Origin of the sequence: Acidovorax sp. BoFeN1, assembly GCF_003345135.1 — a bacterium.
Taxonomy (GTDB): domain Bacteria; phylum Pseudomonadota; class Gammaproteobacteria; order Burkholderiales; family Burkholderiaceae_C; genus Acidovorax; species Acidovorax defluvii.
In genome coordinates, this window is the sequence record NZ_QOZT01000094.1 from 1 (window position 1) to 13143 (window position 13143).

Consider the following 13143-nt stretch of genomic DNA (forward strand, 5'->3'; position numbering starts at 1 on the left):
TTCCAGACCTGTCCTTTCTGCACCAAGCCCAGGCACTTCTTGCCCCGGGTCGCGGGACGCCTGGGCTTGGTGCAGAAAGGACAGGTCTGGAAGGCTCATGGGCGGCGGTCGGAGGGCGCCGGCAAGTGCCGCACCCCCTGCGCAGCAAGGCCGTTGCCTGAGCGCTGGAGTGTACGCCCGCGCAGGCCCGCCGCAACCCGCGCGTTGCCAATGCTCAGCGGCGCACCGAGACCAGCTCCACCTCGAAATTCAGCGTGGCGTTGGGCGGAATCACACCACCCGCGCCACGCTCGCCATAGGCAATGCCAGGCGGGCAGGTCAGCTTGGCCTTGCCGCCGGGCTTCATGCGCTGCACGCCTTCGGTCCAGCAGGGGATCACGCGGTTCAGCGGAAACTCGGTGGGCTCGCCACGCTTGTAAGAGCTGTCGAACTCCTTGCCATCGAGCAAGGTACCTTTGTAATGGACCTTGACGGTATCGGTGGCCTTGGGCGACTCGCCCGTGCCTTCCTTGATCGATTCAAACACCATGCCGCTGGCGGTGGTGACCGGCTTGGCTTGCGCCAGAGCGGTGGGGGCAATGATCAGCGAAGTGAGCAGGGCGAAAAGAACGCGCATGAAGAAAGCTCCAAAAAAACATAGGCCGATGGTAGGGCCTTGGGGGTGAGGTCAGGGATGCGGGCGATGCGGGTTGGGGCGCTACCTGCCTACCGGGGTTGGCAACCGGAGTTGCTTAGGCGGCGCGATACTTTCAAAATGATAGCTGCTAGCGCTTGCTGTGAAAGCGCTAGAGGCCAAAAAGACCGAAAACCTGCGCAGCACACCAAGCGAAGCCCGGAGAAACGGCAACCCCAGTGCTGAGCCGCGCCTGAGAGGTGAGAAATGCCGTTTTGATAATCATGGGCCTGAATAATGCGGATTTTTTCGGGGGACTAACGAACGAAAGTAAGCCGCCCGCCGAAGGCGGGTCGGCTTGACTGCCCGGTTAGACCCAGAAGCCAAAACGGGAAACCCCAAATTGACGATGGGCGCAAACCACGAAAAAACAGTGCGCCACCGAGGCGACGCACTGCTTGAAAAATGATAGCTGGTGGCGCTTGCCGCACAAGGGCTAGAGGCCAAAAAGGCTTGAAAACAGCGCAGCGCCCCAAGGCGAAGCCCGGCACACGGTAAAAACCCAGCGAATAAACGCTTGAGAAAATAAATGCCGGTGAATAAAGCATGGGGCTGAATAAAGCAGGTTTTTCGCAGGCTAACTGACAAGGTAAGTGGCTGGCCGAAGGCCAGTCCGCTTGACCGCCGGGTTAGCACACTTTAGGTGCGCGAAAAATGGTGCGGAGAGGGGGAATTGAACCCCCTGCGTTCTCTCTTGGTAAGTACACATATTCATACAGCACTAATCTCTCGTTCGGGTTGGAATTTTTTCTCACCAGAGCTCCGCAGGAACGCAATTCCGCACCAAACACATGCAAATACCGAAGTAAAGAAAGCGATTGAGTTTTTCATAAATACCTCCATAACAAAGCCAAAGACAAAGATAGAAGCAAAAATTTCCAACCCAAACGAGATCACGATGCTGACTTCAATGTGTACCCATACCTCCAAGCCTTAAAAATTGCTAACGCACTGAGTTCAGCCGCCGCCGTAGGCGGTCGGCTGCGACGAACAGTTAGACCCGAAGGCCAAAAGGGGACGCCCAGCCTTGAAGACGGGCGCGGCCCAAGAAAAGGCACAGTGCCACGGAAGCAGTGCAGCGCCGCAAAAATGATAGCTGGTAGCGCTTGCTGCACAAGCGCTGGAGGCCAAAAAGGCTTGAAACTGGCGCAGCGAATGTAGGCGAAGCCCGGCGCAGCGCCAAAACCCCAAAGGAGAAACCTTTGAGAAAGGCGAACCGCTGGGATAAATGTTGGCCTGCATAAAGCGGAATATGAAGGGACTAACGAACAAGCTAAGCCGACCGCCGAAGGCGGATCGGCTTGAGCGAACGGTTAGGTTTTAAGCAAGTCACCTGTAAGCCTTACCGCCTGAAGCGTTTCAGAGGGGAAATAGCTGTTATCTCGAATTTGGTAGTACATCTCTTCCAGGTTTTTCTGAAATGAAGTGATGAACTCTGGATCTTTTTCGCCCAGTGTTTTTGCGAAGCAAGCTGCTAACACAGCAATTGCTTGTGTTGATTGATTTGGAAGCGGGCTATTCATTCAAAGACTCCAGATAAAGCTAACGCCCTGAGTTCAGCCGCCGCCGTAGGCGGTCGGCTGCGACGAATAGTTAGACCCGAAGGCCAGAAGGGAGCGCCCAAACTTAAAGACGGGTGCGGCCCAGGAAAAAGCGCTGGCCCTCGGGAGCGGCGCAACGCTGCAAGAATGATAGCTGGCAGCGCTTGCTGAACAAGGGCTAGAGGCCAAAAAGGCTTGAAACTTGCGCGGCGAATGCAGGCGAAGCCCGGCGCAGCGCCGAAACCTCAAAGGAGAAACCTGTGAGAAAGGCGAACCGCTGGAGTAAATGCTGGCCTGCATAAAGCGGAATATGAAGGGACTAACGCCCGCGGTAAGCTGCGCCGGAGCGAAGCGGAGGGTACCAACAGGCGGAGCCTGTTGGCGTCAGCTTGACCAAACAGTTAGGCTGGGGAGCGGAGGCAGCTTGTTGCACTTGATATTCCCTATGTTTTTGCTGATAGCGGTTCATAACCAGCATCCAAAGGCGCAACCACTGAAATAAACCGAAGTGGGCCAACGCTGGTGCAAAGAACACCGTGCACCTGCCCTTTGTTTGCAACTACGATATCCCCCGGAACAATTGCAACGGTGTTGCCTTGCTCGTCAATTTGATATTGTCCTTCCCCTGAAAGGATGGTCCATGTATCTTGTCCGTCGGGGTGAATATGTGGCGCAATAGTTTGGCCGGGCTCCACATGCCAAGCCACGATAACTGAATGCGAAGATTCAACAACAACAGACCGTATAGGTTCTTTCTCGGCTGGCTGCATGAATTCATGGGACTTATACACGCGGTGAGTGCTCATTTTTTGCTCCACAAATGCAAGCTTTTGGGCAGCAAGATTCGCACCGCCCAAAAGCCTAACGCCTGCGTTCAGCGGCGCCGGAGCGAAGCGCAGGGCACCAACCCCGAAGGGGTTGGCGTCCGCTGGAACGCCCAGTTAGGCTGGTGGCAGGACAAGGATTGCGAAGGCAGCGAGACCGCACGCGAGGCGACAGCCTGGTGTGCGCGATGTGCTGTGATGCCAGCAAGTTCCAACCACTTTGCCATGCCGCCTCCCTTTGCGTATGGCGTCAGCCATGCGCTGACGAATGCCTCAATCTAACCCACTGCAACCTGCGCGACTGTGACGCCATCACGCAGACCGCACGCCTCAGTGGTGCGCACGACTGCCGAAGGACAGGCGGCCCACAAGCCCGATGAACACTGGTGTATTCCGATAGGCCTAACGCCCAAGTTCAGCGGCGCCGGAGCGAAGCGCAGGGCACCAACACCGAAGGGGTTGGCGTCCGCTGCAACGCACAGTTAGGCTGGTGGCAGTGGGCCGGATGCGCAGGCAGCCAGCCCGTACACGAGGCAACTGCCTGGTGTGCGCGATGTGCTGACTTGGTAGCTTCTGAGATGAACATTGACATGCCGCCTCCCTTGCGTATGGCGTCAGCCATGCGCTGACGAACGTCTCAATCTAACGCACCTTCAACCTGAGCAGAAGACCTGCGCGCCACTCAACCCGAGGTGCTCGGTGGCTCGCACGACTGCCGCAGGACAGGCGGCCCACAAGCCCCATGAATACTGGGCATTCCGCAGGCCTAACTAGATTTAGACGACTGCAGTTCAACTCACACTCGTCGGATAAAAAAATACACGTCGAATTTTCCCTGAGGTTTTACAGCTTGCCTCCATTTAGGCAAACCTAAAATTTCCCGGTCGAAAAATGACAACGGGTGCTGTAACTACATGCTACAGCACCCGCATTGTGATCGGCTTACAGAAAACTCAGCTACGCCTGCTTCTTCTGCAACATCTTGATCACGCTCGAGAAATCCTCGCCGCCATGCCCTGCAATGCTGTGCGCCGCGTAGATGGCGCGGGCCATGCCGCCCAGCGGGGTGCTGGCTTTGACGGCCGTGGCGTTTTCCTGCGAAAGGCCCAGGTCTTTCAGCATCAGGTCGGTGCCGAAGCCGCCGGTGTAGCCCTTGCTGGCGGGGGCGTTTTCGTGCACGCCGGGGAAGGGGTTGTACTTTTCCAGCGCCCAGTTGCCGCCCGAGCTGCGGCGCATGATTTCCGAGAGCACCTTGGGGTCGAGGCCGTTGGCCACGCCCAGGGCGATGGCCTCGGAGGTGCCCACCATCAAAATGCCCAGCAGCATGTTGTTGCAGATCTTGGCGGTCTGGCCGGCGCCTACGCTGCCTGCGTGGAAGATGTTGGCGCCCATTTTTTCGAGCAGGGGGCGGGCGCGTTCGAGCTGGGCTGCGCTGCCGCCCACCATGAAGGTGAGCGTGCCCGCAATGGCGCCGCCGGTGCCACCCGACACGGGTGCATCGATGAAGTCGATGCCGGCGGCTTCGGCCGCCTTGGCGACCTTCTGGCTGGTGGCGGCGGCGATGGTGGAGCTGTCGATCACCAGCGCCCCCTTGGCGATGTGGGCCAGCAGGCCGGGCTGGCCGTTGCTGCCCAAAAACAGCGCTTCCACATGCTGGCTGGCGGGCAGCATGGTGATGATGGCCTCTGCCCCTTGCACGGCGGCGGTGGCGCTGGCGGCAATGGCCACGCCGTCGGCGGCCAGCTTGTCGCAGGCGGGTTTTGACAGGTCAAACGCCTGGATTTCGTGGCCTGCCTTGAGCAGGTTCAGGGCCATGGGGCCGCCCATGTTTCCGAGGCCGATGAATGCGATTTTCATGGTGTTGTCTCCTTGTGGTGATGTGGGTGATGGGTCGGAAATTTTTATGAATTTGATAGCTGCTAGCGCTTTATGGATAAGGGCTGGGGGCTAAAAAGGCTTGAAATTACGGAGAGTCGTCGCCAAAAATGCTGTGGCGCTTGCCGCTGGGGGTTGGCGGCGTTGGGGGTGGTTGCGGGCCGGCTGCCGCACGTTTGCGCGGTGGCGTGGCTTTGGCTTGCGGGTTGTAGGCTAGGGCTTCTGCGAACCACAAATTCCATTGCGCACGCGTGGCGTAGCCGTTGGGCTCGATCCAGAAGTAGCCCTGCATCTTGCCTTCGGGCGACAGCTCGCGCGTGTTCTGCATTTCCTGAAATTCGGCATGCCGTGTGGGCGGCAATCGCACCAGCAGTTCGTCGCCCTTGATGCCCATGCACAGCTTGCCGTCCACAAAAAAGCAGTAGCTGCCAAACAGCGTGCGTTCTTCCACATCGTTGCGCTGCGCCAGCGCGGCGCGCACGGCGTCGATCAGGTGCAGGGTTTCGTCGCTGAGGGGGCGGGCGGGCATGGTTTACATGAAATGGGCCGCTGGCGCTTTATGGATAAGCGCTAGCAGCTATAAAAAAGCTAGCGAATGACATCGGGCGCATCGCCTTCGAGCATGCGCCGCGCAATGATCACGCGCATGATTTCGTTCGTACCTTCGAGGATCTGGTGCACGCGCGCGTCGCGCATCAGGCGCTCCAGCGGGTATTCGCGGATGTAGCCGTAGCCGCCGTGCAACTGCAGGGCATCGTTGACCACGTTGAAGCCCGCATCGGTGGCGAAGCGCTTGGCCATGGCGCAATAGGTGCTGGCATCGCGCGCACCGGCGTCGAGCTTGCTGGCGGCCAGGCGCACCATCTGGCGCGCGGCCACGAGCTCGGTGGCCATGTCGGCCAGCTTGAACTGCAGGGCCTGGAAGCTGGCGATGGATTTGCCAAACTGTTTGCGGTCGTGCATGTACTGCTGGGCGACGTTCAACGCGCCCTGCGCCGCGCCCACGGAGCAGGTGGCGATGTTGATGCGCCCGCCGTCCAGGCCTTTCATCGCGATCTTGAAGCCTTCGTCCTCGCGGCCCAGCAGGTGGTCGGCGGAAATGCGCACGTTGTCGAAGCTGATGGTGCGCGTGGGCTGGCTGTTCCAGCCCATTTTTTCTTCTTTCTTGCCGTAGTGGATGCCGGGCAGGTTGGCCGGCACGGCAAAGGCGCTGATGCCGGCGGCGCCCGATTGCGCATCGCCCGTGCGGGCCATGAGCACCAGCACATCGGTGGCGCCCGCGCCGCTGATGAAGGCCTTGCTGCCGTTGATGACGTATTCGTTACCCACCAGTTCGGCGCGCGTCTTGAGCGAAGCGGCGTCCGAGCCTGCGCCGGGCTCGGTCAGGCAGTAGCTGGCGAGCTTTTCGCCGGTGGTGAGCAGCGGGCCCCAGTGGTCGCGCACCTCGGGCTGGGCCCAGGTGCCGAGCATCCAGGTGGCCATGTTGTGGATGGTGATGAAGGCGGTGGTGCTGGGGTCCACGGCCGCCATTTCTTCAAAGACCAGCGTGGCGTCGAGCCGGGGCAGGGCGAGGCCACCGGCGGCTTCGGGCGCATACAGGCCGCAAAAGCCCAGCTCGCCCGCCTTGGCAATCGCCTCTTTGGGGAAGATGCCTTCGGCGTCCCACTGGGCCGCGTGGGGCGCCAATTCGGCCTGGGCAAAGTCGCGTGCGGTCTGGGCAAAGGCGCGTTGTTCTTCGGTGAGTTCAAAGTCCATGGGGGAATCTCGCAGGGGTTTTGCGACTAATGGGGTCTGTCAGGGCTTTGCAGGCGTGTCGGCGCTGAGCCAGCGCATGATGCCCTGGCGCCGCTGCTGCGTTTCGCGCGTCAGGCACTCGTGGTAGGTGCGCGGGCCATCGGGCTGCTGCTCGGTGGCCCGCGTGGCCTGCTTGCAGCGGGCAACGCGATCGCGCTGCCAGGCGCTGTGCTCCTGGCGCAGTTGCGGGCGCTCGTGGGCCGACAGGGCCCGCATCACGTCGCCATACAGCACGGCAATGGTGGTGTCGGCCGCCTGAAAATCCTGCACCGCGCAGGCATTGACCTTGGCCACGGTGCCACCCGGGCGGCAGGCGGAACCCGCCTGTGCCCAGGCACCACCCACCTGCAATGCAAGCAGGGTGGCGATGACGAGCGGCTGACAGCCCCTCATCATTTCAGCTATCGCTAGCGCTGCGCGCCGCCCGCGTCGCATGCAACGGGCGCGACCCAGGCCAGGGCTCCCGCGCAAGGGCCGCCCCGCCGCGCCGGTAGCGTCCCCCTGCCCGCAGCGCGCAGCGCTGCGAGAGCGGGGGGAAGGCCCGAAGGGCCTCAGGGGGGTGTTTCATTTCAGGCTGATGGTCGTGTTCATGCCCTGGCCCGCCGTGCTGTCGTCAAACCAGCGGGCCGTCACGGTCTTGGTCTGGGTGTAGAACAGGATGACCTGCTTGCCGTAGGGGCCCAGGTCGCCCAGCTTGGAAGCGCGCGAGCCGGAGAACGAGAACAGCGGCACGGGCACGGGCACGGGCACGTTGATGCCGACCTGGCCCACGTCGATCTCTTCCTGGAACTTGCGCGCTGCAGCGCCACTTTGCGTGAACACGGCGGTGCCGTTGCCGTTGGGGTTGGCGTTGATGAACTCGATGGCCTCGTCCAGGTTGGCGGCTGCTACCAGGGCCAGCACGGGGCCGAAGATTTCCTGGTCATAGATGGCCATGCCGGGCTTGACGCCGCTGAAGATGGTCGGGCCGACAAAGTTGCCTTTTTCGTAGCCGGGCACGGTAGGCTTGCGGCCGTCGAGTTCCAGCGTGGCGCCATCGGCAATGCCGCGTTCGATCAGGCCCTCGATGCGCGAGAGCGCGGCGCACGAGATGACGGGGCCCACATCGGTGCCCTTTTCGGTGCCGCCGCTGATCTTGAGCGTCTTGGCCTTGGCCACCAGGTCGGGAATCCACTTTTGCGCTTCACCCACCAGCACCACCACGGGCAGGGCCATGCAGCGCTGGCCGGCGGCGCCGAACGAGGCACCGGCGATGGCGTTGAGGGTTTGCTCCTTGTTGGCGTCGGGCAGGATGATGGCGTGGTTCTTCGCGCCCATCATGCACTGCGCGCGCTTGCCGTTGAGGGTGGCGCGGTTGTATACATGCGTGCCCACCTTGGTGGAGCCCACGAACGAAACGGCCTTGATGTCCGGGTGGTCGCAGATGGCGTTTACGGCCATTTCGCCGCCGTGGATCACGTTCAGCACGCCGGGCGGCACGCCGGCCTGCAGCGCCAGTTCGCACAGGCGCATGGTGACCATCGGGTCTTGCTCGGAGGGCTTGAGCACGAAGGTGTTGCCCGTGGCAATGGCCATGGGGAACATCCACAGCGGGATCATGGCCGGGAAGTTGAACGGCGTGATGCCGGCGCACACGCCCAGGGGCTGCAGCAGGGTGTAGGTGTCCACGCCGCCAGCCACGTTGTTGGCCAGCTCGCCCAGCTGCAGGTTGCCGATGCTGGCAGCATGCTCCACCACTTCGAGGCCACGGAACACATCGCCCTCGGCGTCGGGCAGGGTCTTGCCCTGTTCGGCGGTCAGCAGGGCGGCCAGCTCGGCCATGTTTTCACGGATGAGCTGCTGCAGCTTCAGGAAGATGCGGGCGCGTGCGCCGATGGGGGTCTTCTTCCAGGTCTTGAAGGCTTCCTTGGCCGAGGCCACGGCAGCGTTGATTTCTTCAGCGGTGGCAAACGGCACACGGGCCAGCACCTGCTGCGTGGCGGGGTTGACCACGTCGCGCCATTCGGTGGTCTTGGATTCGACGAACTGGCCGCCGATCAGCAGCTTGACGGTGGGGGCCTTGACGGCGGTGGATGCATCCATGGGTTTTGTCTCCTGAATAAAACGGGGCGGCAACACTGCCGACTGCACGCATGGTAGCTGTGCGAAATTATCTGTACAAGAGACAATAACGCACCTGAGATTTGCAAATTTGCACAGTGCGGGCCGCCTGGGATGCCGCACGCAGACCGCCATGGGCCGGGCCAACTGCATCACCTTTTGCCTGCGGCCGTGCCTTTGCTGTGGCACCGGGTGGTGGCTTACCCATTTGCTCCTGAAAAAATAGCGGTAGACGCTTTATTTGTAAGCGCCAAAGGCATTTTTGTGGATTTTTACGGTGCTATTCAGTCCCGGCTGTACCCAGCACGCGTTGCACCCAAGCGGGCAGGCGAGCTGCCAGTGTCGTGGTGGCACTGGCGGTGCGAACGGCCACCAGGCGTGGGCCGCCTTCGGTCACGTCCATGGCGTCGTAAAGGTAGGCCGCATCGGCCCATTGCACGGCCTGCGTCAGGTGGGCCATGGTGCGCGGGTAGCGCGCCAGGATGCGCTCGGGTGGCACAGGGTGGCCGCCTTCGCGCACGCGCTGCGCCACACGGTCGAGCAGGCGGGCCGGGTCGTCCAGCGCCACGATGTACAGCGCAACGGTAAAGCCGTGGCGCTGCGCTTCTTTGATCAATGCCAGTTTGGACGGGTGGGAGAACACGGTTTCACTTGCAAACGGTGTGCGATCTGCAAGCAGGCGTGCGCGGCGCGCGTCGGCCCAGGCGCGGGCGGCTTCAGAGCGCTCCTGGGCATTGGCGATGTGCTGCAGATATTCGCGCTCGTGCAGGTCGGTGTTCACGAATTCCAGCGGTGGGCCCAGTAAGCCTTCGCGCACCAAAGCGCGGTAGAGGGTGGACTTGCCCGCGCCATTGGGGCCGGCGAGCAGATGGAACCACAGCGGCGGGGGCGCTGCGGTGTGGGGCCGTGCCATGTGCTCAGGCTGCGTGGGTCTGGTTTGTACGCACCACTTCGCGCACGCGCTGGGCCAGCGAGCCGCTGGTTTGCGCAGCCAGCAGCCGGGCGGTCAGCGCGTCCACCGAGGTGGGAGCCGTGGCCTGCGCGCGGGGCGCGGCTTCATATTGCTCGATGGCGGAGCGTGCTTCTTGCACGCTCAGGCCGGTGTGCTCCACGATCTGGCCCAGCGTGGCCCAGTATTCAATCTGGCTGGCCACCGAGCGGCGCATGGGCTGCGCAGCCTGGCGGGCCTGCTCGACGAGGGTGTGGGGGAGCTTGACCGATGCAAACGGGGTGGATGCCATAAGGATCTCCTGATTGGCGCATTTTGCGTCAATTGGCGACTGACGGCAAGTTGTCGCCGGGAGGATTCATCCACGCGAACGACTGCTGACGTCATGAACGGCGTTGGTGCAAAAGTACCGGTGCAAGAGACAATGGAATGGTTGTATTTTGCAAATTTGCACATCGGTAGGCCCTTGGGCTGCCGCACGGAGACCGCCATGGATTGGGACAACCTGCGCTATTTTCTGGAACTGGCCCGTGCCGGCACGCTGGTGGGTGCGGCGCGGCGACTGGCGGTGGACCACACCACCGTGGCCCGGCGCCTGCAGGCGCTGGAAAAGCAGGTGGGCGCCGCCCTGTTTGCGCGCGAGGCGGGCGGCCATCGGCTCACCGAGGCCGGGCGCGCGCTGCTGCCACAGGTCGAGGCCATGGAGGCCGCCTTTCTGGCCGTGGAAAATGCTGCGCCTGGCGTGCGCCAGGGCCTGCACGGCCTGGTGCGCATTGGCACCACGGAGGGTTTTGGCAACCTGATTCTGGCGCCGCAACTGGCGCGCTTTGCCCTAAGCCACCCCGGGCTGGTGGTAGACCTGCTGGCACTGCCGCGCCTGGTGCACCTGTCGCGGCGCGAGGCCGACATCGTCATCTCGCTGGAGCGCCCGGCGCGCGGTGCGGTGCTGGTGGTCAAGCTGACCGACTACGTGTTGCAGCTCTACGGTGCGCGCAGCTACCTGGAGCGCTATGCCCCCATCTGCACGGCCGACGACCTGCGTGGCCACACCTTCATCAGCTATGTGGACGACCTGCTGTTCAGCAAAGAACTGCAGATTCTGGATGAACTGCACCGCCCCGCACACTTTGCGCTGCGCAGCACCAGCATCCTGGCGCAGTACGAGGCGGCGCGGGCTGGGGCGGGGCTGGCGGTGTTGCCTGCGTTCGTGGCAGCGCAAGACCCGGCGCTGATACCGGTGTTGCCGGGCGTGGCGCGGTTTCAGCGCACGTTCTGGATGTCCATGCCCGGCGACAACAAGCATGTGGCCCGAATGCAGGCCACCTGGGCCTTCTTGCGTGAGGCTGTGGCGGCCAAGCAAGGGCTGCTGTTGCCGCAGATAAACACTATTTAATCAATAGCTGCTCGCGCTTATCCCATAAGGGCTAACGCCATATTTCATTTGATTTTTAATCTGCTTCAACCCAAGAGCTGCTGAGCGCGACCCCAACAACAAAAGGCCCGGCCCGAAGTGGACCAGGCCCGAGCGAAAAGACGGGCGGACGGCTTTGGGCGACGGGGTTGCTGCACGCCTTGGGCAAGCGTGTAGCCCGCCCGGGTGGCGTGTGCCTTCAGGCCGCTTTGGCGTGCGTCAGATTTTGCCCATGAGCAGCAACACCACCAAAATCAGCACCACCAGACCCAGGCCGCCGCTGGGCCCGTAGCCCCATGAGCGGCTGTGGCCCCAAGTGGGCAAGGCACCGACCAGGATGAGGATCAGGACGATAAGAAGAATCAGCGAGAGTGACATGGTGTTTCCTGGTGAGGGTGAATCACTGCATTCTTCTCGCACTGCGGGCCGGGGCACGCAGGTGCATGGCTTGCCGTTGTGTCAGCCATTGCCGACAGCCTGCATGGCGCGGCCTTGGCGGGCAGGGCTGCGTGTGGCAATCGGGCTGGAACGGGGCAGGTGGCAGGACTGGCAAGAGGGCCAGTAAAAGGGCTGATTACATCAGCAGTGCCACCGCCACCGTGAGCACGCCCAGAGCGAGGTTGATGCCCACCCAGGTGCGGATGCCGATCAGCGCTTTGCCGCCAGTGGGCCAGTCGGTGGCGGCGACGGCGCGTTGCAGGCGTTTGTACAGGGCGAAGCGGATGTGGCCGAAGATGGCCACCATCACCAGGCCGAGCGTGGCCATCACAGTCCAGCCCAGCGGCATGGCAAAGCTGCCACCCGATTGCACGACCTGGCGTGCGAAGTTGCCGATCATCCACACGCCGCTGGCCAGCATCAGCACCACGGCCACCAGCACGGCGGCAAAGAAGCGCTCAAGCACGTCGTGCATGAGCCGCACGCGCACTGCGGGCTCCAGCGCCTGGGTGGCGGGGCGCAGGAAAAAGTGGGCAAACACCATGCCGCCCACCCAGACGACGATGGACAAAAGGTGAATCAGTTTCAGGCTGGCATAAAGCATGGTGCAGGGCTCGCGAAGGGTAGGGAAAGGCCGAAAATACGGGATTTGCCGTCCGCGCAGCATGGGTGCGCTGCGCCGGGCCCTCAAGCCGTGGGGGCATTGCGACGTTGCTGGGGTACCGTTGCTGCCACTACTGCCACTTTTGCCACCACTGTGTCGCAGCAGGGCATTCAGAGCCTGTCAGTGGGGCGCATCAGGCTGCGGCGGGTCCTGCGGCGCCAAGCCGGGCCGACCGGTGGGGTCGGCGATGCGCACCTGGTTGCCGCCGCTTTTCTTGGACTGGTACATCGCTGTGTCGGCATGGCTGAGCAGCAGGCTTTCATCGCAGCCGTGGTCCGGGTACATGGAAATGCCGATGCTGGGCCACATGGGGACCTGGTTGCCATCCAGATCAAAAGGTTGGTTGAAGGCGGCCAGGATTTTTTCTGCCACCGCTGTGGCATGTTCGACCGCATGGCCGCTTTCGACCAGTAAGACGAACTCGTCGCCGCCCAGGCGCGCCACCGTGTCCGAGGCACGCACGCATTCCAGCAGGCGCTGCGCCACCCGCTGCAGCAGCAAGTCTCCCATTGCGTGGCCGAGTGTGTCGTTCACCTGCTTGAAGCGGTCCAGGTCCACAAACAGCAGCGACAGCAGGGTCTGGTCGCGTTGCGCCCGGGTCAGCGCGGTTTTCAGGCGGTCGAGAAACAGCTGGCGGTTGGGCAGGTGCGTAAGCTGGTCGTACTGCGCCATCTGCTGCAGTCGATTGCGCATCTGGGTGCGCTCGATGGCGGACGCCACCTGGGTCGAGACGAACTGCAGCAGCTCTTTGTCCCGATGCGAGTAACGCGCCTCCTCGGAGTAGCCTTGCAGCACCAGCGCGCCCATCACGCCCGCCTGGGTGTGCAGCGGCACACCCAGCCAGTAAAGCGGCCGGGGGGCAGCTGCCATGTGC

General features: G+C 62.4%; 18 protein-coding genes and 1 tRNA gene. 1 reads left to right on the forward strand and 18 read right to left on the reverse strand.

Annotation, left to right across the window (positions count from 1 at the left end; translation table 11 throughout):
* Positions 1–214: 214 nt before the first annotated feature.
* The 15 genes from DTW89_RS16460 to DTW89_RS16525 form a co-directional block, all read right to left on the reverse strand.
* Positions 215–616 (reverse strand): FKBP-type peptidyl-prolyl cis-trans isomerase, encoded by a 402-nt coding sequence (locus tag DTW89_RS16460; RefSeq protein ID WP_114656723.1) that lies wholly within the window; start codon positions 614–616, stop codon positions 215–217.
* Positions 617–697: 81 nt separating this feature from the next.
* Positions 698–820, reverse strand: coding sequence for a DUF1010 domain-containing protein (locus DTW89_RS16465; RefSeq protein ID WP_236637180.1), 123 nt, complete (start codon positions 818–820; stop codon positions 698–700).
* 75 nt (positions 821–895) lie between these two features.
* Positions 896–1309 carry a DUF1010 domain-containing protein gene (locus tag DTW89_RS19795; protein ID WP_236637179.1) on the reverse strand — a complete coding sequence of 138 codons (414 nt, stop codon included), beginning with the start codon at positions 1307–1309 and terminating at the stop codon, positions 896–898.
* Positions 1310–1328: 19 nt separating this feature from the next.
* Positions 1329–1439, reverse strand: a tRNA-Leu gene (locus DTW89_RS19360).
* Between the two features lie 191 nt (positions 1440–1630).
* Positions 1631–1915, reverse strand: a complete 285-nt coding sequence (locus DTW89_RS16475) for a DUF1010 domain-containing protein (RefSeq protein WP_114656724.1) — start codon at positions 1913–1915, stop codon at positions 1631–1633.
* A 71-nt stretch (positions 1916–1986) separates the two neighbouring features.
* Complete coding sequence (locus DTW89_RS19340; RefSeq protein WP_147277670.1) at positions 1987–2196, reverse strand: hypothetical protein; 210 nt, start codon at positions 2194–2196, stop codon at positions 1987–1989.
* A 33-nt stretch (positions 2197–2229) separates the two neighbouring features.
* Positions 2230–2514, reverse strand: a complete 285-nt coding sequence (locus DTW89_RS16480; protein WP_114656725.1) for a DUF1010 domain-containing protein — start codon at positions 2512–2514, stop codon at positions 2230–2232.
* 143 nt (positions 2515–2657) lie between these two features.
* On the reverse strand, positions 2658–3020 hold the full coding sequence (locus DTW89_RS16485; protein ID WP_013722854.1) for a cupin domain-containing protein: 363 nt from the start codon (positions 3018–3020) through the stop codon (positions 2658–2660).
* Positions 3021–3995: 975 nt separating this feature from the next.
* Positions 3996–4895, reverse strand: coding sequence for a 3-hydroxyisobutyrate dehydrogenase (gene mmsB / locus DTW89_RS16495; RefSeq protein ID WP_114656727.1), 900 nt, complete (start codon positions 4893–4895; stop codon positions 3996–3998).
* Positions 4896–5001: 106 nt separating this feature from the next.
* Positions 5002–5442 carry a TfoX/Sxy family protein gene (locus tag DTW89_RS16500; protein ID WP_024815190.1) on the reverse strand — a complete coding sequence of 147 codons (441 nt, stop codon included), beginning with the start codon at positions 5440–5442 and terminating at the stop codon, positions 5002–5004.
* A gap of 59 nt (positions 5443–5501) precedes the next feature.
* Complete coding sequence (locus DTW89_RS16505; RefSeq protein ID WP_114656728.1) at positions 5502–6668, reverse strand: acyl-CoA dehydrogenase family protein; 1167 nt, start codon at positions 6666–6668, stop codon at positions 5502–5504.
* Between the two features lie 39 nt (positions 6669–6707).
* Entirely contained in the window at positions 6708–7100 is a 393-nt protein-coding gene (locus DTW89_RS16510; protein WP_114656733.1) for a lysozyme inhibitor LprI family protein, read from the reverse strand.
* Positions 7101–7271: 171 nt separating this feature from the next.
* Positions 7272–8789 carry a CoA-acylating methylmalonate-semialdehyde dehydrogenase gene (locus DTW89_RS16515; protein WP_114656729.1) on the reverse strand — a complete coding sequence of 506 codons (1518 nt, stop codon included), beginning with the start codon at positions 8787–8789 and terminating at the stop codon, positions 7272–7274.
* Between the two features lie 298 nt (positions 8790–9087).
* Positions 9088–9720 (reverse strand): AAA family ATPase, encoded by a 633-nt coding sequence (locus DTW89_RS16520; protein ID WP_114656730.1) that lies wholly within the window; start codon positions 9718–9720, stop codon positions 9088–9090.
* Between the two features lie 4 nt (positions 9721–9724).
* Entirely contained in the window at positions 9725–10048 is a 324-nt protein-coding gene (locus DTW89_RS16525; protein ID WP_114656731.1) for a TA system antitoxin ParD family protein, read from the reverse strand.
* A 198-nt stretch (positions 10049–10246) separates the two neighbouring features.
* On the opposite strand from DTW89_RS16525, the gene DTW89_RS16530 reads away from it, so the two are divergent.
* Entirely contained in the window at positions 10247–11149 is a 903-nt protein-coding gene (locus tag DTW89_RS16530) for a LysR family transcriptional regulator (RefSeq protein ID WP_024815185.1), read from the forward strand.
* Positions 11150–11386: 237 nt separating this feature from the next.
* Here DTW89_RS16530 and DTW89_RS16535 read toward each other — a convergent pair whose 3' ends face one another.
* From DTW89_RS16535 to DTW89_RS16545, 3 genes are all read right to left on the reverse strand, one after another.
* On the reverse strand, positions 11387–11545 hold the full coding sequence (locus DTW89_RS16535) for a DUF3309 family protein (protein WP_081739379.1): 159 nt from the start codon (positions 11543–11545) through the stop codon (positions 11387–11389).
* Positions 11546–11741: 196 nt separating this feature from the next.
* Positions 11742–12209, reverse strand: a complete 468-nt coding sequence (locus DTW89_RS16540) for a CopD family protein (RefSeq protein ID WP_024815184.1) — start codon at positions 12207–12209, stop codon at positions 11742–11744.
* Between the two features lie 180 nt (positions 12210–12389).
* Positions 12390–13143, reverse strand: a 754-nt coding sequence (locus tag DTW89_RS16545) for a sensor domain-containing diguanylate cyclase (RefSeq protein WP_147277671.1), incomplete at its 5' end; no start/stop codon positions are given.